Annotated in this window: 22 protein-coding genes and 2 tRNA genes; 18 read left to right on the forward strand and 6 right to left on the reverse strand. The window is 34.0% G+C overall.

What is annotated here, in order from left to right:
• Positions 1 to 91 precede the first annotated feature (91 nt).
• From AC0608_RS00005 to AC0608_RS00070, 14 genes are all read left to right on the forward strand, one after another.
• Positions 92 to 164 (forward strand) — tRNA-Lys (locus AC0608_RS00005).
• Between the two features lie 42 nt (positions 165 to 206).
• Positions 207 to 289: transfer RNA gene (locus AC0608_RS00010), tRNA-Leu, on the forward strand.
• A gap of 422 nt (positions 290 to 711) precedes the next feature.
• Entirely contained in the window at positions 712 to 1,806 is a 1,095-nt protein-coding gene (locus tag AC0608_RS00015) for an AAA family ATPase (protein ID WP_478287678.1), read from the forward strand.
• A 245-nt stretch (positions 1,807 to 2,051) separates the two neighbouring features.
• A complete protein-coding gene (locus tag AC0608_RS00020; protein ID WP_478287679.1) occupies positions 2,052 to 2,414 on the forward strand; it encodes a hypothetical protein in 363 nt (120 codons plus the stop codon).
• A complete protein-coding gene (locus AC0608_RS00025; RefSeq protein WP_478287680.1) occupies positions 2,415 to 2,843 on the forward strand; it encodes a cyclic-phosphate processing receiver domain-containing protein in 429 nt (142 codons plus the stop codon).
• A gap of 130 nt (positions 2,844 to 2,973) precedes the next feature.
• Entirely contained in the window at positions 2,974 to 3,564 is a 591-nt protein-coding gene (locus tag AC0608_RS00030) for a hypothetical protein (protein WP_478287681.1), read from the forward strand.
• 173 nt (positions 3,565 to 3,737) lie between these two features.
• The gene (locus AC0608_RS00035; RefSeq protein WP_478287682.1) at positions 3,738 to 3,866 is read left to right on the forward strand and encodes a hypothetical protein; all 129 of its coding nucleotides are present in this window, start codon (positions 3,738 to 3,740) and stop codon (positions 3,864 to 3,866) included.
• Between the two features lie 4 nt (positions 3,867 to 3,870).
• A complete protein-coding gene (locus tag AC0608_RS00040; protein ID WP_478287683.1) occupies positions 3,871 to 4,269 on the forward strand; it encodes a hypothetical protein in 399 nt (132 codons plus the stop codon).
• 265 nt (positions 4,270 to 4,534) lie between these two features.
• Positions 4,535 to 5,413, forward strand: a complete 879-nt coding sequence (locus AC0608_RS00045) for a hypothetical protein (RefSeq protein WP_478287684.1) — start codon at positions 4,535 to 4,537, stop codon at positions 5,411 to 5,413.
• An 11-nt stretch (positions 5,414 to 5,424) separates the two neighbouring features.
• Positions 5,425 to 5,784 carry a hypothetical protein gene (locus tag AC0608_RS00050; protein ID WP_417995111.1) on the forward strand — a complete coding sequence of 120 codons (360 nt, stop codon included), beginning with the start codon at positions 5,425 to 5,427 and terminating at the stop codon, positions 5,782 to 5,784.
• 205 nt (positions 5,785 to 5,989) lie between these two features.
• Positions 5,990 to 6,490 carry a YqiA/YcfP family alpha/beta fold hydrolase gene (locus AC0608_RS00055; protein WP_478287685.1) on the forward strand — a complete coding sequence of 167 codons (501 nt, stop codon included), beginning with the start codon at positions 5,990 to 5,992 and terminating at the stop codon, positions 6,488 to 6,490.
• 18 nt (positions 6,491 to 6,508) lie between these two features.
• The gene (locus tag AC0608_RS00060) at positions 6,509 to 6,685 is read left to right on the forward strand and encodes a hypothetical protein (RefSeq protein WP_478287686.1); all 177 of its coding nucleotides are present in this window, start codon (positions 6,509 to 6,511) and stop codon (positions 6,683 to 6,685) included.
• A gap of 192 nt (positions 6,686 to 6,877) precedes the next feature.
• Complete coding sequence (locus AC0608_RS00065; RefSeq protein WP_478287687.1) at positions 6,878 to 7,081, forward strand: hypothetical protein; 204 nt, start codon at positions 6,878 to 6,880, stop codon at positions 7,079 to 7,081.
• Between the two features lie 51 nt (positions 7,082 to 7,132).
• A complete protein-coding gene (locus AC0608_RS00070; protein ID WP_478287688.1) occupies positions 7,133 to 8,041 on the forward strand; it encodes a helix-turn-helix transcriptional regulator in 909 nt (302 codons plus the stop codon).
• Between the two features lie 324 nt (positions 8,042 to 8,365).
• Here AC0608_RS00070 and AC0608_RS00075 read toward each other — a convergent pair whose 3' ends face one another.
• The 4 genes from AC0608_RS00075 to AC0608_RS00090 all read right to left on the reverse strand — a co-directional run bounded on the left by AC0608_RS00075 (position 8,366) and on the right by AC0608_RS00090 (position 14,654).
• Positions 8,366 to 9,799, reverse strand: a complete 1,434-nt coding sequence (locus AC0608_RS00075) for a TolC family protein (protein WP_478287689.1) — start codon at positions 9,797 to 9,799, stop codon at positions 8,366 to 8,368.
• Positions 9,792 to 12,962: an efflux RND transporter permease subunit gene (locus tag AC0608_RS00080; protein WP_478287690.1), complete on the reverse strand. Its 3,171-nt coding sequence runs from the start codon at positions 12,960 to 12,962 to the stop codon at positions 9,792 to 9,794. The genes AC0608_RS00075 and AC0608_RS00080 overlap by 8 nt, the downstream gene beginning before the upstream one ends.
• A 42-nt stretch (positions 12,963 to 13,004) precedes the next feature.
• Entirely contained in the window at positions 13,005 to 14,087 is a 1,083-nt protein-coding gene (locus AC0608_RS00085; protein WP_478287691.1) for an efflux RND transporter periplasmic adaptor subunit, read from the reverse strand.
• A gap of 171 nt (positions 14,088 to 14,258) precedes the next feature.
• Positions 14,259 to 14,654 (reverse strand): hypothetical protein, encoded by a 396-nt coding sequence (locus AC0608_RS00090; RefSeq protein WP_478287692.1) that lies wholly within the window; start codon positions 14,652 to 14,654, stop codon positions 14,259 to 14,261.
• Positions 14,655 to 15,505: 851 nt separating this feature from the next.
• On the opposite strand from AC0608_RS00090, the gene AC0608_RS00095 reads away from it, so the two are divergent.
• The 3 genes from AC0608_RS00095 to AC0608_RS00105 all read left to right on the forward strand — a co-directional run bounded on the left by AC0608_RS00095 (position 15,506) and on the right by AC0608_RS00105 (position 18,802).
• A complete protein-coding gene (locus AC0608_RS00095) occupies positions 15,506 to 17,464 on the forward strand; it encodes a DEAD/DEAH box helicase (protein WP_417958235.1) in 1,959 nt (652 codons plus the stop codon).
• Positions 17,465 to 17,550: 86 nt separating this feature from the next.
• Entirely contained in the window at positions 17,551 to 18,318 is a 768-nt protein-coding gene (locus AC0608_RS00100) for a carboxypeptidase-like regulatory domain-containing protein (protein WP_417958236.1), read from the forward strand.
• Positions 18,319 to 18,463: 145 nt separating this feature from the next.
• A complete protein-coding gene (locus AC0608_RS00105) occupies positions 18,464 to 18,802 on the forward strand; it encodes a DHCW motif cupin fold protein (protein ID WP_478287693.1) in 339 nt (112 codons plus the stop codon).
• A 269-nt stretch (positions 18,803 to 19,071) separates the two neighbouring features.
• Here the strand turns inward: AC0608_RS00105 and AC0608_RS00110 are convergent, their stop codons facing one another.
• Positions 19,072 to 20,535, reverse strand: coding sequence for an aminoacyl-histidine dipeptidase (locus AC0608_RS00110; RefSeq protein WP_478287694.1), 1,464 nt, complete (start codon positions 20,533 to 20,535; stop codon positions 19,072 to 19,074).
• Positions 20,536 to 20,644: 109 nt separating this feature from the next.
• On the opposite strand from AC0608_RS00110, the gene AC0608_RS00115 reads away from it, so the two are divergent.
• Positions 20,645 to 21,706, forward strand: coding sequence for a DUF3810 domain-containing protein (locus AC0608_RS00115; protein ID WP_478287695.1), 1,062 nt, complete (start codon positions 20,645 to 20,647; stop codon positions 21,704 to 21,706).
• An 87-nt stretch (positions 21,707 to 21,793) separates the two neighbouring features.
• On the opposite strand, the gene AC0608_RS00120 is transcribed toward AC0608_RS00115, so the two are convergent.
• Positions 21,794 to 23,098, reverse strand: coding sequence for an NAD(P)/FAD-dependent oxidoreductase (locus AC0608_RS00120; protein WP_478287696.1), 1,305 nt, complete (start codon positions 23,096 to 23,098; stop codon positions 21,794 to 21,796).
• Between the last annotated feature and the right edge of the window lie 55 nt (positions 23,099 to 23,153).

Consider the following 23,153-nt stretch of genomic DNA (forward strand, 5'->3'; position numbering starts at 1 on the left):
TAGAGCACATCACTTTTAATGATGGGGTCCTGGGTTCGAGCCCCAGTCGGGTCACAAATTTGTGATCAACACATACTTTTCTTGAAGCATTGACTCGATAGCTCAGTTGGTAGAGCACATCACTTTTAATGATGGGGTCCTGGGTTCGAGCCCCAGTCGGGTCACTAAAGGTCGAGTAATTTATTACTTGACCTTTTCTTTTTTAAGGCCACGTGGAGAAACGGTAGACTTGCCAGCTTGAGGGGCTGGTGCTCGCAAGGGCGTGTGGGTTCAAATCCCACCGTGGTCACAAAAATTGATTTTTTTCAACTTTAAAGTTATTAAACCCCAGTAAACTGAGGTTTTTTTCATATCTTATAATTACATATTATCTTTTACCAAAATAAATACCCTTAATCTTACCCCCCTTTATTATTATAAAAATTGTTTCATAAATTGTATCTAAAAAACCAATTTTTAAAATTTAGATAAAACTTTCTCTAAAATTGAGCAATAAATTCATAATTGATAAAATTATCAACTAAACTGGTATTTAACCAAGTATATTTAAATCAGAATCGTGTCTACCAGTGAAGCGGAAGATCCAATAATAAACTAATGTAAAATATCAAATATTGTTTACCTCAATTAGAGTAAATAGTTGGGACATTTTTATTTAATGTCATATCTTGTCGCTATGCATCCATATTATTGCATTTTAAAACAATTAATATGGACAAGACAAATCACAAAATTAGCAAAAAGCAATTCGAAAAACCGTTATATGCCTCATTAGATACCTTTATGAACGGAGGCATAATGGTAATCACTTCAAAACTATTCTATAGTTATTTTGCTCAAATTCCAAACATCTATAATGTAGACAAAGTCGACGGTAAAAAACTTAGATATGATGTAACTAAAGGCGTTTTTGGAAAAGTAATACATCAAATTTCACGTGAAGAATTCGATGCAGAAACACAATTAGATGAATTAACGATTCACAATTTTTTTTTGGAATCTGGCATTTTGATAAATATTTCAAATGAAACTACGATGCTTTATTTTACTGAACAAATCAGAAACGAAGCACTTCGGATTTTCGAAGAAGTCAAAAAATACCAGATTAAACGAAAAAAAACGACCGAAATTAGCTTAATCACAATGACAATCTCTGGATTGATAACCCAAGAAATTGCAATTAAAAAACCAAAAATCGACTTCACTCTGCATTACAATCAAGACTTTTTTACAATTCATAAAGGAATAGTAAAAAACATAAACAAATCAAATACAAATGGACTGTATCTTTTTCATGGGCAACCTGGAACAGGCAAAACTACTTACATCAAATATTTAATACATCAAATCCACAAAAAAGTAATTTTCCTTTCTACAAAAATGGCAGGAGAACTTGACAATGCGGCAATGACACCTTTTTTACTGCAAAACAGAAATGCGGTTATTGTAATTGAAGATGCTGAAGAGTTAATTACTTCTCGCGATGAGGTGCGAAACTCAAATCTCTCTATGCTGCTTAATCTAACTGATGGTTTATTAGGTGAAAGTTTAGGGATTCAAATCATAGCAACCTTTAATACAGATGTCAAAAATATTGACAAAGCACTTTTACGCAAAGGAAGACTTTCTACTATTTATGAATTCAAACCTCTTGCTCTTGATAGAACTAACACATTATTAAACAAATTGAAATATCAGATTGAAGTCACTCATGCATTACCCGTTGCCGATATTTTTAATTTTGATAATAATAATAATAATAATTATGAACCTAAACTGAGAAAAGCAGTTGGTTTTGGGAATTAAAAAAATAATAAAATGAAAATAGACAAAGAACTCGAAATAGGTTTCATCAGAGCCATTCAAAAACAGTCTAATGAAAGAACTGAAAATCAAAAAAAGCAATAGATCATCGGAATGAATTTATAGATAGTCAATTCAAATGGTCAACGGAACTTGATAAAAAATTAGTACTCATAAACAATAAACTTCGAGAAGAAGAAAAAAAGGTATACAATCAATATCGAAAAATTGAAGAACAATGCAAATTGATGGTTGTCAATAAAGAAATTGAAGATTTCAATATTGAAATAATGTCAGATTATTGGAATAACAAACATTATAAAAAATACGATCCGGAAGTTCACGGAAACCCTTTCTATAAAAACACATGGGATTCGTTCATTGATATGTCACATATGAAAGAAGAATACGAAACCAATTGTTCTAATACAGTTAGTCAAATGCATTTTATTCCTCAAGATTCACTCATTGCTAAAGCAAACCATTGTTATTCTTTTCATCATTTGTACGATCATACTGATTTGACTTGGTTTGACATTTACAATATTGATAAATTTTGGATGGAAATTAAGGTTGATTATCAGTTTTTTTCTAAAATAAAAATAATTTAAATGCAATCAAATAAAAATAGTGAAAGCGGACGGTTTCTTTTTTTGGATGACATTCGCCATCCACATGATGCTTATGAATACACACAACAAACTATGTTTTTACAAAAAAAATGGGAAATTGTAAAAAACTATAATGAGTTTATTCAATGGATTACCAAAAATGGATTACCTGATTTTATTTCTTTTGACCACGATTTGGCAGATATACAGTATACATTATCCCATTTATCTGCTGATGATGAAAAATTAAAAGAATGGCAAGACGCACAGCTGCATACTGAAAAAACAGGTTATGAATGTGCTAAATGGTTAGTTGATTATTGTTTAGATAATAATTTTGATTGCCCTAAATTCTATTGTCACTCTATGAACCCGGTAGGTAAGGATAAGATAAATGGTCTTTTGAATCAGTTCTCAGCTTACCGTTAACATATTGGAACAAATGAATTTCCAAATTATAGGGACATTAAAATATTTACCAAAAATTAGAGAAGACAAACAACGCGTCACCTCTTGACGTAATCTCCGTTTATTTTTGTTTGAAATTTAAAAACATCATATGACATTGTCCGAATTTACAACCCAATTTAATTTAAAAAATAATATTATCCTTTTGGAAGGAAAACGGAACGTTTTAGAATCGGATAAAGAAAAATTAATTCAATTAGGAAATCTTTTAGCAACGCATTTACCTTTGGTAACTTTCAGAAGTGGTAACGCCGATGGTGCCGATTTTTATTTCTCACAAGGTGTTTTGCAGGCAGCGCCAGAACGATTGCAAGTAATTACACCGTATGACAAGCATCGTGAAAAGCAAAATAATGCGTACGAAACCATTTCATTAGATCAAATCGATTTGGCAAACGAATCGGAAGTCATTTACCAATCGAAAAACAACAAAAAAACGAAATCGCTGATAGATAAATATGTTGGCGGTGCAAAAGATCGATTCTCTATCAAAGCAGCTTATATCATTCGGGATACAGTTAAAGTGACAGGGACAAATTCAGGTATTCCGCCTACCACTTTCGCATTCTTTTATGATGATTTAGACAATCCAAAAACGGGTGGAACTGGTCATACTATGGATATTTGCGACATTAACAATGTGCCTTACCTAACCCAATCCGATTGGGTTAAATGGATTTAAAAGACAGAATGAGGAAAACCGTAAAATGGAATGGATTACTAAGCCTATTTTTGGATATTCCTCTTTCACAAAAAATCAAATTATTCCAATTATGAAAAAGATTACGATTTAAATTAACGGAAGAACAGTATGCAAATAGGAGAAATCATTTACAAAAAGCACTAGCTATAAATGTGGAAAACGAGACTTTTTCAGGCTATGGATTGAACCTAAAATTTGTCGATGGAGGTTTAGCGTCCTGGCTTGAAGTCGAGAACAACCTCACCTTGGATCTAAGTGAGGTGAATTGGAAAATAGAATAGAATTATGGAAATAGATGCAATAAAAGAAGAAATAGAAAAACAGTATCAGCAATGGAAACTAGTTCCTGGAGATGTTGCCGATTTTACAACTGCCGAAATATATGAAAGTGCAGTACGATCAATAATAATTGACTACTGTGAAGGCAAAGGGTATCAGGTGGAGGGATTCCCTTTTCAGAAACGAATATTGGGAGAAAGCGACGATTACTATGATGAAGACTATTTTTGTTTCTGGAGGTATGTCAAATATCTGGATGTTCTTGCTACTACAAAAGAGGATGTTTTGGAGCTTTTATATTTTTACTCTTGTACTTTTTGGAAAGATTACGAAATAACGAAAGATGATTATAGAAAAGACCTAATAGAGTATATTAGAGTGAATATTTACGATGTAGAATTTTAAAAAAATGTTTTTCTTAAATTTTAAAAAAAGTAAAACCAAATAATTTAACAATATAAAAAAAAAGCACTCTCATTATTAATACATAAATGCCTAGTTGACTAAATTGGAAATTTTATTTCTACGATTGTTAAATTTAATTAAAACGCTTGATATAAAACCCATTTGAATTAATGTGTTTTTATAAATTCAAATTATTCTAAATTAGTTAGAATGTGCAAATTGAAGTCAATATTAATAAAATATAATTTTAAAAAATAAATCTAAGATGAACAAAGAATTTATTGAACTTATTTCAAATAACTATGATGATAAATATATTGAGTATTTGAAAGAATTAAAAGAAAAGCCAATTGTTAAAAAAATGGTTGAACTTCTGAAAGAACATGATTTAAATAAACGATTAAATAAATGGAATGATTTTGAAGTAAAATTAACTGAAATCAAGGATTTACATTCATTATGTAATCCATACTACATTGGTTACGGAAATCCAAATTCAGAAATTCTTTTTTTGGGAAAGGAAAAAGCTTTTAATATCAATAATGATCCTGATCTTTTTTTGCATGAAAGTATCAACAATAACAAACAATGGGAGTATCTAATTAAAAATAGTAATGTTGATGATTTAGAATTTAGTCCCATTTATCCTCAACAATATTTTGAACGTAAAATTCTGAATTACAAAATAAAAAGAAACCATACATGGGGGATGTATTGTGATCTAGTCAAAGCGATAACTGCCAAATCAGAAATTACAACAAGTTCACAAATATTAGAAAATAATTTCTTCCACCATTGTTTTACTACAGAAGTGAATCATATACCTTCAAAATATAGCTCGCATATAAAATCTTCAGCTTTAAGACATGAATTACTTCAACATGCTTTTTATAAAAGTTTCAAATATGTAATAATTGGTGCTATTGGTTCAATTGATCTAACCCAGATTAAAAGTATTTTTGATATTGATGTAGAAAGTAAAAAAATACCAATAAGCGAGAAGAGTAGTAAAAGAGAAAGATTTATAGAAGTTTTTAAAAATGATTCTCAAAAAATAATCTTATGCAATCAATTAAGTGGGGCAGCAGGATGGACTTGTGATGAAATTTTGAAATTGATTGCTGAAATAAAAAATAATAATTAAACTTATTTACTATGCCAGAAATCAAAGACAAAAAACACGGAAAAGTAGCATTCTATTTTGATGGAAATGAAATTAAAGATAAAAAACATGGAACAACTCTATTTTATATCGATGGGAATGAAGTGCGTGAAAAGAGTAGGAATGGACATGTGAAATTTTATTTCGATAGTTTTGAAATCACCCGAGATAGTAAACATGGGAAAATACATTATCATGTTGAAAACAATGAAGTAAAAGATAAAAAACACGGCACTTTAATCTATTACATTGATGGGAGCGAAATTAAAGACAAAAAATACGGAAGTGTGAAATATTATATTGATGGTAATTTAACCAAAGACCAATTGATGGGACTTCTTTCAATTATCTAAAAACAGAAGGCAGTGAAAAAGATAAAATATAAAGAACTAGAAACCGAAGAGCGACATGATTTATTTAATAAAAGCAATTGGTAAAAACACTTGCAAATACGAAAAAGATTTAAATATTTGGGCTTTTGATAAAGAATCATTCATTGCAGGGTTTTATCACGGTTATTTATTGCACGACGTAACGCATTAATTTCAAATAGAAACTATGAACATCCTATTCCTCCACGGACTCGAAAGTAAATTAAGCGACGAAAAAAAAGTGATTCTTAACACCTATGGAACGGTTATCGCTCCTGATTTAGAATACAAATCAAACCCAAACGTAATTCAAAATTTATATGATGAATATAAAAATCAAGATATTAACGCCATAATTGGGAGTAGTATGGGAGGTTCTGTTGGATTTCATTTAGCAAATAGTTTGGGTATTTGCGCCTTGCTCTACAATCCTGCACTGCCTTACAGAAACAAGGTTGAACAAATAATTCTTTCATCTTTACCAACAAATCAATCTTTGTTAATGCGAATCGTTTTAGGTGGTCAGGATGATATTATTAAGGCAAAAGACAACTTAGCTTTTTTAGCTCATAATTGTAACCCTAAAACTGACTATACTATTTCAATAAAAAGTGATTTAGCTCATCAAATTCCGGTTGCTATTTTTGAAGAGGAAACAAAAGCATTTTTTAAGGCACTTTGTTATTAAGTAGTACTTTTATAAAAAATGAATTTAAAAAATTGCAATTTCAAGAACAACATCCGATGTCATTCTGGCGGTGCGGAGGGTGCTGATACTTATTTTGAAAAAATCAGTACCCTCTTTAACATTCAAACAATTGCTTACAGTTATCAAACCGCTTATCATACTAGTGTAAATAAATATGAATTAAGCGAAAAGTAATATATTGAAGGTGTCACCCATGTAAACACGGCCAACGAGACGTTAAAAAAATATCGATTAAAACCATATTTAAAACTCTATGCCCGTTGCTGGTTTCAGGTAAAAAATGCTGAACAACTATTTGCTATAAGTACTTTTATCCAAATTGAAAATAAACAATTCGTTAAAGGAGGCACAGGGGTTACTGTCCAAATGGCGATAGATAACCATAAGGAAGTCTTTCTATTTGAACAGGAGTTAAATCATTGGTTCTACTGGGATTATTCAAATAAAAAATTCAATTTATTGTCTGATATGCCTAAAATAACTGCCGCTTTTGCTGGTATAGGGTCTCGAAATATTAATGAAAAAGGGATCAAAGCCATTGACAGTTTATTTAGAAAAACATTTGAATAAATCATAATATCGAATCATGAAATCATCCGATTTCTTTTAAAATCACACCCAATGTCCAAAAAACAATTCATCAAACGACATCATTTAATTATCAATAAGTTGCGATCCAGTCCTTGCTCCTTTAAAGATTTACAAGATCATTTAGAAAAACATTCTTTAGATGAGGCTGAAAATTATATGATTTCAAAACGTACTTTTGAACGTGACGTAGAGGAAATTTGGGGAATTTATAAAATTATTATTAAATACCAACGTTCGCAAAACGTGTATCAAATCATAGAAGATGCAGATGGAGTAAAAAACGAACGCCTTTTTGAATCCTTTCAAATATTTAATGCTTTGAGCATTTCGGATTCTGTTACAAACCAAGTCATCATTGAAAAAAGAAAACCACTCGGAGCCGAACACATGCACGGTTTATTACACGCTATAAGAAACAAATTTGAAGTACAATTTACCCACGAGAAATTTTGGAAAGCGAATAATGAAAAGAAAAAACGTACTGTATATCCTTTAGCTTTAAAGGAAGCTAGAAACCGTTGGTATTTACTTACACAAGATTCTGAGGATGGCGTTTTTAAAACATTTGGTTTAGACAGAATTTCAGATTTAAATATGAATCGTAAAAAATTTGAATATCCTAATGACTTCAATCCGGAAGAAAAATTTCAGTATTCTTTTGGCATAATTACTGAGGGAAAAAAACCGGAAAAAATTAAGCTTTGGTTATCGCATGGTCAGGCCGATTATATAAAATCCTTACCATTACACTCTTCTCAAAAAATAGTTTCGGAAAACGAAAATGAATGCATTATCGAATTATTCATGAGTCCAACATACGATTTTATTATGGAATTGCTCTCCATTGGTCAGGAAGTACAAGTCCTAGAGCCAGAAAGTCTGAAAAATAAAATGATTGAAATGCTGGAAGCAACATTGAAACTATATAAAAACAAATAAATAAGCTACGTTTATTCTCTATTTAAAATTCAATAGAGTATTCTACTTAATTTTCTCAAATCATCTAAAATGGTTTGAAAATTGTCTGCCACGGTGGTCAGTTTTAATATCTGTTTGTTGTTGTTCTCAGGGGTTTAAATCAACATTTAGTAACCAACTAAAAAAAGTAGATTATAAACTTTGTCATTAAATAGCTAGTGCTAAAACTACTGCTCCAATTCTTTTATTAGCCTTATTAAAATATACATTGAGTAAAGCTGATACATTAACATCAATAAAAAAGCCAGTCAAAATGGACTGGCTCTTTTACCTTTTGTTTGATTTTTATTTCCAGCCACCGCCTAAATCCCTGTAGACGTGTACCACGGCATTCAGCTGCGCTTTTTTGGTTTCTATAAGCTCGAGTTTAGATTCCAGCGCGTCGCGTTGCGTCATCAAAACTTCAAAATAATCAGCTCTGGCAGATTTAAATAAATCACCTACAATATCTATAGACGTGTTAAGAGCATCTACTTGTTGTGATTTTAAATCATAACTCTTCTCCAAATTACCAATTCTAGAAAGTTGATTAGATACTTCCAAATACGCATTTAAAAGCGTACGCTGGTAATTATACATCGCCTGAAGTTGCCGTGAATTAGCGTTGTAAAACTCGGCTTTAATCGCGTTCCGATTGATTAGTGGTCCAGCAATATCACCCGCAAGCGAATAAAGTACTGATTCCGGAAACTTAAAGAAATAAGAAGGCTTAAATGCCTGTATTCCCAATGCTGCCGTAATATCAAGCGAAGGATAAAATTCTGCACGAGCCACTTTCACATCTAGCTTTGCCGCAGCCAATTCTAATTCCGCCTGTTTAATATCCGGACGGTTTGCTAATAATTGTGATGGAATTCCCGAATTGATTCCTGAAGGCAGCAAACTTAAAAAATCACTTTTATCCCTCGCTATTTCTTGCGGATAGCGTCCCAGCAAAAAATTAATCCTATTCTCCGTTTCTTTTATCTTCTGAAGAATATCAAATTCCATGCTTCTGGAAATTAATACCTCCGCTTTAAACTTTTGAACAGCTAATTCAGTAGTCCTAGCGGCTTGTTTCTGAACCCTGACAATTTCCAAGGCATTACTTTGCAAGTTGATATTCTGTTTTACAATTCCCAACTGGCTGTCGAGAGCGAGTAATTCGTAATACGAAGCTGCAACCTCAGCGATAAGGTTTGTAATCACAAAATTTTTCCCTTCTACCGTAGATAAATACCTGCTCACAGCCGCTTTCTTAGAATTGCGCAATTTCTTCCAGATGTCTACTTCCCATTTTGCATAAGCAGCCACGGTATAATCCTTTAGCGCATCTGGAACTTCAATGCCGGGAACAATTTCTGTAGCTGCATCACCAGCACCCTGACTGGTGTACCGTCCTACCTTTTCAACTCCGGAGCCAGCCCTTAAACCAACTGTTGGAAACAACGCCCCTTTTTTGATTCGGATTTCATTCTTTGCAATTTCAATTTCCTGCAAAGTAATCATCAGCTCCTGGTTATTTTGAAGCGCTGTATCAATCAAAGCTATCAGGTTTTTGTCCTTAAAGAAATTCCCCCATAGAATTGCAGCCGTATTCGTGGAATCCCGATTACTTCCGAAAGATTTCGGAATAGGGATATTTACATCCGATTTAGCGATTACTGGAGCTTTACAGCTTACCACCGCTAGGCAAATACCTAACGAGATAAAATATTTATGTAGCTTGATTTTATACATGATTATTATCAATTTCTTCCGTTAATGGATTTTCTTCTTCCTTTTTTACTAGCTTGTATTTTTCTGCGATTCTACCAAAAACGTAATACAATCCAGGAATAATAAATACACCACAAATTGTTCCGATTAGCATCCCTCCCACCGCAGCAGTACCAATAGTTCTGTTACCAATTTTACCTGGTCCAGAGGCAAACACCAAAGGAATTAAACCGGCAATAAAGGCAAATGAAGTCATCAAAATAGGGCGAAACCTAGCTTTAGAACCTTCCATCGCTGCTTCGAGCACTGATTTTCCTGCTGCATGCCTTTGAATAGCAAACTCGACAATCAAAACGGCATTTTTACCTAATAAACCAATAAGCATGACCATAGCTACCTGTGCATAGATATTATTTTCTAAGCCTGTTAGCTTTAATAAAAGGAATGCGCCAAAAATACCGGCTGGCAAAGAGAGAATGACCGATAATGGCAAAATAAAACTTTCATATTGTGCTGCTAAAACTAAGTACACAAAACCTAAACAAATCAAGAAGATCCAAATGGCTTGATTCCCTTGTGCTACTTCATCGGCAGAAATTCCCGCCCAGTCAATCCCATATCCTCTTGGCAGTTTTTTTTCTGCCACTTCCTGAATCGCTTTAATGGCTTCACCACTACTGTACCCGTCAGCTGCGGCTCCACTTATTTCAGCAGAAGTATACATATTGTGCCGTGTAATTTCCGACAATCCATATACTTTTTCCAGCTTCATGAAAGCCGAAAAAGGAACCATCTCATCTCGGTTATTCTTTACATACAATTTTAAAATATCTTCCGGCAAAGCTCTATATTCAGGAGCTGCCTGCACAATTACTTTGTAATTAAATCCGTACTTAATAAAGCTAATTTCATAATTACTCCCCACCAGTGTAGATAAAGTATTCATGGCATTATCAATGGATACGCCTTTTTGCTGTGCCAAATCATTATCAACTTTCATCATAAACTGCGGAAAACTGGCACTGTAAAAGCTAAATACTGAAGCTAGCTCAGGACGTTTATTTAACTCTTTAACGAATTCAGTATTTACTGTTTCCATTTTTTTATAATCCCCTGAACCCGCTTTATCAAGCAATCGAAGTTCAAACCCACCTGCAGCTCCATACCCCGGGACAGCAGGCGGCTGGAAAAATTCAATGTTAGCACCGGGAATGTTTTTAGCTTTTTCTTCTAATTCTGCCATAATCTCTTGTACTGCATTTTTCCTATCGCTCCAATCTTTAAGGTTTATCAAACAAGTTCCGGTGCTTGAACCAGTACCTTCTGTCAGAATTTCATAACCTGCCAAAGCCGAAACTGATTGGACACCTTCGACAGTTTCAGCGATTTTCTGAAGTTTTTCGGCAACACTATTGGTTCTTTCTAATGATGAACCAGGAGGAGTTTGAATAATCGCATAAAACATCCCTTGATCTTCATTTGGGATAAAACCAGAAGGTACGTTGCTACTTATTATCCATGTACCTACACAGAAACCTATGAGCACGATAAAAGTGATGGTTCTTCTATTTACAATATGACTCAACGCATTTTGGTACTTTCCAGCCGTAGTATTAAACGTAGTATTAAAACCATCTATAAATCTGTTTACCGGAGTTTTCTTTTTAGGCTTACCGTGATTGTTTTTCAACATCATAGCACATAGTGCTGGTGTAAGTGTTAACGCCACAATACCAGATAGAATAATTGCAGTTGCCATAGTGATGGAGAACTGACGATAGAATATCCCAACAGGGCCTGACATAAACGCAACTGGAATGAATACCGCAGCCATCAAAAAGGTAATGGCAATAATAGCACCCGCAATTTCATGCATCGCTTTTTTGGTCGCTTTTATGGCTGACAGATGCTCTTCTTCCATCTTGGCATGCACGGCTTCGATCACCACAATAGCATCATCGACAACAACACCGATCGCTAATACCAGTGCAAATAAAGTAATAAGGTTGAGCGAAATTCCAAAGAATTGCATGAAAACAAAAGTTCCAATAAGTGAAACGGGCACTGCAATTGCCGGTATAATAGTTGATCTCCAATCTCCTAAAAACAAAAACACAACCAATCCCACCAGAATAAAGGCTTCAACCAAAGTGTGAATTACTTTTTCGATAGAAGCATCCAGAAATTTAGAAACGTCATAACTAATTTCGTAATCCATTCCTTTAGGGAAAGAATTTTTCTTGATTTCGGCTAATTTTGCCTTTACCTCTTTAATAACCTGGCTAGCATTACTACCGTACGATTGCTTCAATACAATTGCAGCAGAAGGCTTACCATTCAGATTCGAGTAAATATCGTACATGGAACTTCCAAACTCAATACTAGCAACGTCTTTTAATCGTAAAATTTCACCGTCAGCGCTAGCTCGTAAGACAACATTTCCGTATTGCTCTTTTGTTGTAAATCGTCCAGAATATTTCAATACATATTCAAATGCCTGAGATCGTTTACCGGAACTCTCACCAGTTTTACCTGGCGATGCTTCCAAACTTTGATTGGCCAATGCTTCCATAACCTCATCTGTAGAGATTTTATAAGCCAACATTCTATCTGGTTTCAACCAAATTCTCATGGCATACTCACGCGTACCCAAAACATCAGCAAACCCTACTCCATTTACCCTTTTTAATTCGGAAAGGATGTTAATTTCGGCAAAGTTGTAAAGAAATTTTTGATCGGTATTATTATCCTTGCTATAAAGGTTTACATACATTAACATACTCGATTCTTCGCGTGTAATCTTTAAACCTTCTCTTACCACTAATGGCGGTAATTTATTAACCACCGAAGCAACCCGATTTTGAACATTTATTGCCGCTTGATTTGGGTCTGTACCTAAATTAAATATTACTTGTATGCTTGCTTCTCCATCATTACCCGCATCAGAAGTCATATATTTCATTCCTGGAACACCATTCAAGGCTCTTTCTAACGGAATAATTACTGATTTGATCATCAGTTCACCGTTAGCGCCAGGAAAATCGGCTGTTATATTGACTTTTGGTGGAGAAATTGAAGGGAATTGAGTCACTGGCAAATTTGTTAGAGCCAAGACACCTAAAAAGACTATTATTAGCGATATTACAATCGATAGAACTGGTCTTTCAATGAATTTATTAAACATCTATATATTTTTTAATGATTAAACCAAATTGGAATTACGAAGTTATTCCGCTTTTAATCGCAAATGAGCCAGAACCGTATTAGGTGCTAGATATTCATACTTGATTTTGTCCTCCTCTTTTACTTTCTGAACCCCTTCTAACACGATTTTATCATTCTCAGAAATACCACTGCTTACGACATACAAGTCGGGCATTTCACTATTTATAGTTATTTCCCTGGATCGCACTTTATTATTTTTATCGACCACAAAAACATATTTCTTATCTTGAATTTCATACGTTGCTTTCTGCGGAATAACAATGGCATTTCGAAGCGGAACCAATATCTGAACCTCCCCCGTTTCACCATTTCTTAAGAGTTTATCTCCATTAGGAAATTTTGCTCGGAAAGCTATATTCCCGGTTTCGTTATTGAATTCACTTTCAATAATTTCAACCTTTCCTCTGTATTTAAAGGGCTGATTGTTTGCTAGAATTAGCGTTACATTTGTTTCGGCACGATTTTTAAAATTGGTTTGATAATCGATATATTCCGGTTCCGAAACATTAAAGTAAGCAAACATCTGACTATTGTCAGAAAGGCTTGTCAGCAATTCACCTTCATCAATAAGACTTCCTAATTTCAACGGAATACGATCAATGGTACCGTCAAAAGGCGCTCTAATTTCGGTAAATGACAAATGGATTTTTGCTAGCGACACTTCGGCTTTTGCTTGTTCAAGTTTAGCTTGCGCCATCGCTTGCTCATTTTTTGAAACCACATTTTTATCCGCCAAGGTTTTGGCATTCAGTAATTCGATCTGTGCCGCTTTTTCTTCTGCTTTTGCTTTTTGCAATTCAGCTTCATAAATTCTTGGCATGATTCTAAACAACAGTTGACCTGCCTTCACAAACTGCCCTTCATCCACATAAATGTTTTGCAAATACCCTTTTTCTTGTGCTCGAATTTCAATATTTCGAACAGATTTGATCTGCGAAACATATTCCTTGGTATATGAAGTATCTATTTTTATTGGATTTGTAACTGTAAATTTTTCAGCTTCTTCTTTTTCTTCTTTTTTAGTTGTACAGCCTGTAAGGTACAACAAGGCAATTAAGCCCGTGATAACGAATATTCTTTTCATGATATAAAATGGAAATTAAGCGAATTGATGCTTGGAATTAAGAATTCCTTTAGACGTAAAAAGTCATCAATTTCCTGAAAAGTATTTGTATTCCGGTACCCAAAAATAAGGCACTATATTTTCGCGAGATAAGTAGGGATCACAACTTTGGAAATTGACGTGAAGTAATTATCAAATTCTTAAAACACTCTGAGTAATATAAATAGGATTTGATTGGCCACAAAATGGGGCGAAGATTTTAAAATTCTTGGTGTAATAATTTAAAACAGGCTGACAGGAGAACATCAAATACCAGCTTCTGGATAAGTCTATTTCATTAGTAAAAAAATTATCCGAAACCTTATCTTTAAGATTTTCACCGCTGAAACACTCCTCTTCTAATTCAAAATCAGCTGAAATAATTATACTACTACTATGATTGGTGTTATCAAATCTTATTTCTCCAATTTTCACACTGCTTGAAGTTAAAGCGCTGCTTATTCTGCTATCATGCGTTGCTGCATGAACATAATTTCCTCCACCTAGCAGATGGAAACACAAGTATAAGAAAAATACAACTACTTTCATTGGGCATCAAAAGTAATAAAAGTAAAGATTGAAATAAAAGAAATCAATTATGTTTAACAAAAAAAAAGGACGAAAACGTTTTTTATTATTCGCCAGTGTTATTTATTAAAAATAAATATGTTTAAACATTTTGTGAAATTTTAGCCTGTCATGCGCTAAAAGTTACTAAACCCTACACTTTACATTTCAACACCAATTCCAATTATTTATTTTAAATGAATCCATTAGATGTCATTATTTAAAATAGAAATCGCAAAAACATATGAATTAAAATACTGGAATTTCGCATCTTAAAAGCACTCCGCCGCTAAGATCCCTGCAATCTAATAAAATATTGAATTTCAAATTTTCAGAAGATATACATACTTGAAATGTTGATTTAAAATTCACAATAAAAAAACAACTACTGATTTTATGTACGTTAGCAGTTGAAACTCATTATTGCATTTCTTAAAAACAGACAAACTATTGATTTTACTTAGCGAAGTCAGCGCAACAAAAGAAAAAAATAGTATCTGCAATAATGGGATCCAAACTAAATTAGCAACACACGTATTATAATTGGCATCTTGTACAGTTGATTTTATATTGAGTAATTTTTAAATTCTCACTTCATAACAGGATTAAAAAAAAGTATATGCATTAAAAACTGCTACAATTAAAGTTTTTTTATAAGAAATAGTTAAACCTTTGTCATTAATTGACACTGAATTATACATATGAAATTTAATATTTGAAAATAAAAATATAACTTTCTGATAATCAAATTATAATAAATCATTAAATCTTAAAATAGCATTAGTTTATATGAATTATAAACAGTAATTTTGCACCCTATTTTAAAAATACATATGAATAAATTTGAACAATTAGGATTGAGTGAATCGTTACTGAAGGCGATTTTAGATCTAGGATTTGAAAATCCGACCGAAGTACAGGAGAAAGCGATTCCCCTATTATTGGAAAAAGATACAGATATGGTTGCGTTGGCTCAGACAGGGACAGGGAAAACGGCAGCTTTTGGATTTCCAGTTATTCAGAAAATTGATGCCAACAACAGAAACACACAAGCATTAATTTTATCTCCAACACGCGAACTTTGTTTGCAGATTACCAACGAAATTAAAAACTACTCTAAATACGAAAAAGGTATTAATGTGGTAGCAGTTTACGGTGGAGCTAGCATAACAGAACAAGCGAGAGACATAAAGAGAGGCGCACAAATTATTGTGGCAACTCCAGGAAGAATGCAAGACATGATTAATAGAGGTTTGGTAAACATTTCTCAAATCAACTATTGTATTCTTGACGAAGCTGACGAAATGTTGAACATGGGTTTCTACGAAGATATCGTAAACATCCTTTCTACTACGCCAGACGAAAAAAACACATGGTTGTTCTCCGCAACAATGCCTGCTGAAGTAGCACGTATTGGAAAACAATTTATGACTGATCCAATTGAAATTACAGTTGGTGCTAAAAATTCAGGATCTGCTACAGTATCTCACGAATTTTACCTTGTAAATGCACGTGACCGTTACGAAGCTTTGAAACGTTTAGCTGATGCTAATCCAGACATTTTTTCTGTAGTTTTTTGTCGTACTAAAAGAGATACGCAAGCTGTTGCCGAAAAATTAGTAGAAGACGGATACAGTGCTGCTGCATTGCACGGAGATTTATCTCAAGCGCAACGTGATGGTGTAATGAAATCTTTTAGAGGAAGACAAATCCAAATGCTGGTAGCGACTGACGTTGCTGCTCGTGGAATTGACGTTGATAGCATTACTCATGTTGTAAACTACCAATTACCTGACGAAATAGAAACGTACAATCACCGTTCTGGTCGTACTGGTCGTGCTGGTAAATTAGGAACTTCTATTGTAATTGTCACTAAAAGTGAATTGCGTAAAATTTCTTCAATTGAAAGAATCATCAAACAAAAATTCGAAGAAAAAACAATTCCTTCTGGAATCGAAATCTGCGAAATCCAATTGTTACACTTAGCTAATAAAATTAAAGACGTAGAAGTTGATCACGAAATTGACAACTATCTACCTGCAATAAACAGTGTACTTGAAGATTTATCAAAAGAAGAATTAATCAAGAAAATGGTATCGGTTGAATTCAATCGTTTTATCAATTACTACAAGAAAACAAGAGACCTTTCTAATCAAGCTTCAGGTTCTGAAAGACGGGAACGTGATGATAGAGATGGCGCTCCAAGAGAAAATAACAACGGCGGTGCAACAAGATATTTTGTGAACATAGGTTCTAGAGATAACTTTGATTGGATGTCATTGAAAGATTATTTGAAAGAAACATTAGACTTAGGTCGTGATGACGTTTTCAAAGTAGATGTAAAAGAAGGATTCTCTTTCTTTAACACTGATCCAGAACATACTGATAAAGTAATGGAAGTATTGAACAACGTACAATTAGAAGGACGTAGAATCAATGTTGAAATTTCTAAAAATGATGGTGGCGGAAGACGTGACCATAACGGAAGAAGCTCTGGTGGAAGTTTTGGTGGTGGAAGAAGTGCTGCTCCAAGAAGAGAAGGAAGTTTTGCTCCAAGAAAAGAAGGTTCAGGCGGATTTAGAAGCGACAGAGGTTCTGCTCCAAGAGAAGGTGGATTTGGCGGAAGAAGTTCGGCTCCTAGAGAAGGTGGTTTCGGCGGAAGAAGCTCAGCTCCAAGAGAAGGTGGTTTTTCTGATAGAGCTCCAAGAAACGAAGGTAGTTCTGATAGAGCTCCAAGACGTTCTGAAGGGTTTGGAGATGCACCAAGACCAAGAAGACCAAGAAAAGACTAACATTCATTGTTAATTTTCTTATAATTATATTGAAACTACAAAATATCTAATACACTTTTATTACTTTTAAAGTTTTAAATCAGTTTATGAAATATTTTGTAGTTTTCTTTTTTTTACTATTTTCTGCAACCGCATTTGCGCAAGTTAAAGAACCCTCCCAAAAAGTTAATGGTATCATCATTAGCAACACAACCAAAGAACCCATAACTAGCGTCAACATTATTAATATTAATAAAGTTAGAGGCGCAACTACTGATTCTAGAGGATATTTTGTAATAGATGTACAACTCAATGACACCTTACATGTAACGAGTCTGGGATTTCAATCGTTACGTATTCGAGTTACTAATGACTGGATCAAAAATAAAAGCACTAAAATACAGCTTACCGAAAAAGCCATAGCACTTGAAGAAGTAGTAATCCGTCCCTTTAACTTAACAGGCTATTTAGAAGTAGACACTAAAATCATACCCGTAAGAGAAAATTTCAGGTATAGCATTTCCGGATTAACTCAAGGATATGAGGCAGGTGAATATTCTCCTAATGCGTTTGGAAGAGTTCTTGGTTCCATCTTTAATCCCGCAGATGTACTTTATAATTTTTTTGGTAAAAATCCAAAAGAGCTCAAGAAACTGAAAGAAATGAAGAAAGATGACACGGTACGGAATCTTTTAGAATCTAAATTTGACAGAGAAACCATATCCGTGCTTTTGGGTGTAGATAAAAATGAGATTGCTGAAATTTTACAACGCTGCAACTACTCTGAATCTTTTATAAAAACAGCTAACGACTTACAAATTATGGATGCCATAAGTGGTTGCTATGAAGAATATAAGGTTTTAAAGAAAAAATAAAAAGCTATTGCTTTATGATTACTCTTTTCAACACATTAAAGCATTCCCCAATTCCTAAAAGCAGTTGGGGAATTTTAATTTTAAAGGTGTTAGCTTTGAATTCTAATGGGAATTAAATAAAAGAATAAATAAATAAATAAAAACTATGTCTACTATACCTTTCCAAACCATTAATTGGGATACAATCGAAAAAACGGAACACAACGGAGACACGGGGACCGCACATTGGCAAACGTTTCAAATTGGCGGACTTCGGATACGTAAAGTGATTTACTCTAATGGTTATTTAGCTGACCATTGGTGTCAAAAAGGACATATTGTGCATTGTCTTGAAGGAGCTTTCAGTAGCGAACTTGAAAGTGGGGAACAAATTCAATTATCAAAAGGAATGACTTATGTAGTGTCTGATAATTTGAGTTCACACCGCTCCCTTTCAACCCAAGGCACCGAATTATTAATCATTGATGGGGATTTTTTGATATAATATTTAAAACAAATCAAAAATATTTTTTACATTTACTACTATCAAAAACATACAACCAAAATTTAAATATCCATATCATGGCAAAAAGTCAAGACGCGAAGAAAACAGCTAAGAAAGAGCCTTTAAAAACGGCAAAAGAAAAGAAAGAAGAAAAAAGAGACAAAAAAAATAGTCCGAAAAGAGACTAAAAACTCGTACTTAGTATCTAAAGTATAGTGTTCAGTATTTTTGATACTGAACACTATTTTTTTTATCTTGAACAATAAATTTTACTTCACTGGTATATTAGCTAAAATCTCTAATACAAATTTCCAAAATTTTTGTGAAGAGGAAATACTAGCTCTTTCATCAGGCGAATGTGCGCCATGAATTGTTGGCCCAAAAGAAATCATATCCATTTCAGGGTAATTAGTTCCCAAAATACCACATTCTAGTCCTGCATGACACGCCACTACTTTTGGTTTTTCATTATTTTGTTTTTCGTATATCCCTACCAAAACATCTAAAATCTCTGAGTTTGAGTTTGGTGTCCATCCAAGATAAGAACCGGAAAATTCTACTTCACAACCCATTAATTCGAAAGCAGATCGCAAGGCATTTGCAAGATCAAATTTTGACGTTTCAACAGACGAACGCGTTAAACATTGTACCGAAAGCTTTCCTGCCCCTATACTTACTTTGGCAATATTATTTGAAGTCTCTACTAAGTCCTCCAAATCTGCACTCATCCTATACACACCATTATGTGCCGTATACATAGCTCTCACAAAGTAAAACTGAGCAATAGAAGGCATTACTTTAGCAGGTAGGGTTTCCGTTTTTTGAAAAACAACTTCCAAAGTAGGTTCCATTGTTTTAAACTCTGTCTTGATTTCGTTTACAATCTGTTGCATATCAAAAACAAAAGCTTCGTCGTACACTTGGGCGATAATTACTTTAGCTTCACTTTCACGCGGAATTGCATTACGCAAACTTCCTCCTTTTATTTCGGAGATTTGCAAACCAAAATTATCAAAACCATCAAATAATAATCGGTTCATGATTTTATTGGCATTGCCTAAACCTTTATGAATATCCATTCCTGAATGACCGCCTTTCAATCCTTTTACTGTAATCGTATACCCTACTGAACCTTCCGGAGTTTCGTCTTCATCATACTCTGCAGTTGCCGTCACATCAATTCCTCCTGCACAACCAATATCGATTTCATCATCTTCTTCCGTGTCTAAGTTCAAAAGAATTTGCCCTTGAAGAATTCCTCCTTTTAAATTCAAAGCACCCGTCATTCCCGTTTCTTCATCAATAGTAAACAAAGCTTCGATAGCAGGATGCGGAATATCAGTACTTTCTAAAACTGCCATAATTGCGGCAACTCCAAGCCCGTTATCCGCACCAAGAGTAGTACCTCTGGCACGAACCCAGTCACCATCGACATACATGTCAATCCCTTGGGTATCAAAATCAAAAATGGTATCTGAGTTTTTTTGATGCACCATATCCAAATGCCCTTGAAGAACAATCGGCTTTCGGTTTTCCATTCCAGCAGTAGCCGGTTTGCGGATAATTACGTTGCGAATTTCATCTTCAAAAGTTTCCAATCCAAGACTGTTCCCAAAATTTTTCATGAACTCAATCACACGCTCTTCTTTTTTGGAAGGACGAGGTACAGCATTCAAATCGGCAAACTTATTCCAAAGTGCTTTAGGTTCCAGATTTCTTATTTCTTGACTCATTTATTTTTATTTGAGGTTTACATTTACAAAGCTCAAAGTTACAAAGTTTAATTTCTTTATCGATACTAATTGATATTGTAATTATATTTACGACATCAAAATTCATCCTGTGAGAACAAAATATTTTCTTTCCTTTTTTCTATTGGCCCAAATAATAATTTTACAGATTCTGCCTTATTTCCCACAACAAGTAGAACACTTATACAGCAATGGGCTATATCCAATACTTTCTAAATTTTCAAGAACTCTTTTAGGGAGAATTCCTTTTTCTGTAGGGGATTGCCTTTATTTTATTATTATTTTTTTGATTATTAAATGGTTTTGGAACAAACGAAAAACATGGAGATCCGAATGGAAAACGTCTGTTTTATCCATTTTAAGTTGTATTTCCGTATTTTATTTTTTATTTCATTCGCTATGGGCTTTCAACTATTACCGCCAGCCACTTTTTGAAAAAATGGATATTCAAAAAGAATATTCGGATGCAGATTTATTGACTTTCACTCAAAAAATAATTAGTAAAACCAATGCAATTCAAACTCAAATCACAAAAAATGAGCGTTTAAAAGTAGTGTTCCCTTACTCGCAAGAACAGGCTTTCAAAATGAGTCTGAATGGATACAAAAACCTAGCTGCAGATTACCCTTATTTTTCATACTCCAAGTTGAGCACAAAGAAATCACTCCTCAGTTTACCTCTGACCTACATGGGTTTTGGAGGCTATTTGAATCCGTTTACCAATGAAGCCCAAGTCAATTATCTAGGACCGATGTATAGCTTCCCCATGACAACTAACCATGAAATGGCGCACCAAATAGGCTATGCCAGCGAAAGCGAATGCAATTTTATTGGATTTTTAGCTTCAATAAAAAATGACAATATCTACATTCAATATTCTGGATACAGTATGGCTTTGCGTTATTGTTTAGGAAATTGGCAGGCTCGGGACGAGACAATTTTCAAACAACTGCTACAAACCGTTCATCCCGGAATCTTGAAAAACTACAAGGAAAGTGAGGAATTCTGGAAGCAATACGATACGATTATCGACAAGGGTTTCCATGCTTTTTATGATCAATTTTTAAAAGTCAACCAACAAAAAGACGGTATAGAAGGCTATAGTAAATTCGTGAATTTAATGGTAAATTATTATAAGGAAAAAGATTTTTAATCCTAAAGTTTAAAAGTCAAAAGTCTTATAGTAAAATAACAATCTACTATAAAAACTTTCTACATTTGACTTTATAGTTTTTGCCAATTACACTTCATCACTCGTAAATGTCATGAAACTTTTCTTCTTGTAGGGCCTGATAATTAATCTTCCTTCTCGGTCAAATCGAATGTAGTTGTACACCCAATTCAAGAAAACGACGGCCTTATTTTTGAATCCTATCAGTGAAAATAAGTGGACAAACATCCAGACAAACCAGGCAAAAACACCACTGAAATGATACTTCGGCAAATCAACAACGGCTTTGTTCCTTCCTATAGTTGCCATCGAACCTTTGTCATTGTATTCGAAAGGGTCCATAGGTTGTTTTTTTATTAACTTAATTAAGTTTTCACCCAATAATTCTCCTTGCTGCATTGCGGGTTGCGCCATCATGGGATGTCCTTCTGGATAAATTTCAGTTTCCATCGATGCGATATCACCTACGGCAAAAATGTTATCGTATCCTATTACTTGATTGAATGCGTTTACCCGAATACGTTCTACTTTTTCAACCAGTGCTTTTGCATCCAATCCTGCAACAAGAGCACCTTGGACTCCTGCAGTCCAGATAACGGTAGCCGTTTCAAAAGTTAAATCGGAGTTTGTGGTTATGGTGCGTCCATCATAATTAGTGACACGGACGTTTTTCCAAATTTTCACGCCTAAATTAGTTAAAAAATTTTCTGCGGCTTGTGAAGATGCCTCGCTCATCGTATTTAGGATTCTATCCCCACTTTGAATGAGATTGATTTCCATTTTGGCAATATCAAGGTCAGGGTAATCTTTTTGCAGAATGGCTTTTTTCATTTCGGCTAAAGCCCCTGAAAGCTCTACTCCTGTTGGGCCACCACCTACAAGTACAAAATTAATCAGACTATTTTGTTCAACAACATCTGTGGTGAGAACTGCTTGTTCAAAATTTTCAAGGATAAGGCTTCTAATGTTCAGCGATTGCGGTATGGTTTTCATAGCCATACTATTTCGCTCAATCTCTTTATTTCCAAAATAATTGGTTTTAGAACCCGTAGCAATTACCAGATAATCATAACTTAATTCGCCTATTTCGGCAATTACTTTTTGGTTTTTGGTATCAATTTCCTGAACGTTAGTAAGCCGAAAATAGACATCATCATATTCCTGAATTACTTTACGGATGGGATAAGCTATAGAACCCGCCTCTAATCCTCCAGTAGCCACTTGGTATAACAAGGGTTGAAAAGTATGGTAATTGTGTTTGTCTAAAAGAACAACCTGAACTTTTTTATTTTTTAATTTTTTGGCCAATGCAATTCCTGCAAAACCACCGCCTATAATTACTATTCTGGGTAAAGTTGAATTTGGGATGTTCATTTTTTTGGAAATTTCAAAGTTGCAAACAATCAAAGATACAATGTTTTTAATTTTA

The sequence above is a fragment of the Flavobacterium sp. GNP008 genome (assembly GCF_056428965.1).

What these genes read in the sequence shown, in the direction of transcription:
- AC0608_RS00015 (WP_478287678.1), top strand. Translation starts at nt 712, where the DNA reads ATGGACAAGACAAATCACAAAATTAGCAAAAAGCAATTCGAAAAACCG.
- AC0608_RS00020 (WP_478287679.1), top strand. Translation starts at nt 2,052, where the DNA reads ATGGTTGTCAATAAAGAAATTGAAGATTTCAATATTGAAATAATGTCA.
- AC0608_RS00025 (WP_478287680.1), top strand. Translation starts at nt 2,415, where the DNA reads ATGCAATCAAATAAAAATAGTGAAAGCGGACGGTTTCTTTTTTTGGAT.
- AC0608_RS00030 (WP_478287681.1), top strand. Translation starts at nt 2,974, where the DNA reads ATGACATTGTCCGAATTTACAACCCAATTTAATTTAAAAAATAATATT.
- AC0608_RS00040 (WP_478287683.1), top strand. Translation starts at nt 3,871, where the DNA reads ATGGAAATAGATGCAATAAAAGAAGAAATAGAAAAACAGTATCAGCAA.
- AC0608_RS00045 (WP_478287684.1), top strand. Translation starts at nt 4,535, where the DNA reads ATGAACAAAGAATTTATTGAACTTATTTCAAATAACTATGATGATAAA.
- AC0608_RS00050 (WP_417995111.1), top strand. Translation starts at nt 5,425, where the DNA reads ATGCCAGAAATCAAAGACAAAAAACACGGAAAAGTAGCATTCTATTTT.
- AC0608_RS00055 (WP_478287685.1), top strand. Translation starts at nt 5,990, where the DNA reads ATGAACATCCTATTCCTCCACGGACTCGAAAGTAAATTAAGCGACGAA.
- AC0608_RS00060 (WP_478287686.1), top strand. Translation starts at nt 6,509, where the DNA reads ATGAATTTAAAAAATTGCAATTTCAAGAACAACATCCGATGTCATTCT.
- AC0608_RS00065 (WP_478287687.1), top strand. Translation starts at nt 6,878, where the DNA reads ATGGCGATAGATAACCATAAGGAAGTCTTTCTATTTGAACAGGAGTTA.
- AC0608_RS00070 (WP_478287688.1), top strand. Translation starts at nt 7,133, where the DNA reads ATGTCCAAAAAACAATTCATCAAACGACATCATTTAATTATCAATAAG.
- AC0608_RS00075 (WP_478287689.1), bottom strand. Translation starts at nt 9,799, where the DNA reads ATGTATAAAATCAAGCTACATAAATATTTTATCTCGTTAGGTATTTGC.
- AC0608_RS00080 (WP_478287690.1), bottom strand. Translation starts at nt 12,962, where the DNA reads ATGTTTAATAAATTCATTGAAAGACCAGTTCTATCGATTGTAATATCG.
- AC0608_RS00085 (WP_478287691.1), bottom strand. Translation starts at nt 14,087, where the DNA reads ATGAAAAGAATATTCGTTATCACGGGCTTAATTGCCTTGTTGTACCTT.
- AC0608_RS00090 (WP_478287692.1), bottom strand. Translation starts at nt 14,654, where the DNA reads ATGAAAGTAGTTGTATTTTTCTTATACTTGTGTTTCCATCTGCTAGGT.
- AC0608_RS00095 (WP_417958235.1), top strand. Translation starts at nt 15,506, where the DNA reads ATGAATAAATTTGAACAATTAGGATTGAGTGAATCGTTACTGAAGGCG.
- AC0608_RS00100 (WP_417958236.1), top strand. Translation starts at nt 17,551, where the DNA reads ATGAAATATTTTGTAGTTTTCTTTTTTTTACTATTTTCTGCAACCGCA.
- AC0608_RS00105 (WP_478287693.1), top strand. Translation starts at nt 18,464, where the DNA reads ATGTCTACTATACCTTTCCAAACCATTAATTGGGATACAATCGAAAAA.
- AC0608_RS00110 (WP_478287694.1), bottom strand. Translation starts at nt 20,535, where the DNA reads ATGAGTCAAGAAATAAGAAATCTGGAACCTAAAGCACTTTGGAATAAG.
- AC0608_RS00120 (WP_478287696.1), bottom strand. Translation starts at nt 23,098, where the DNA reads ATGAACATCCCAAATTCAACTTTACCCAGAATAGTAATTATAGGCGGT.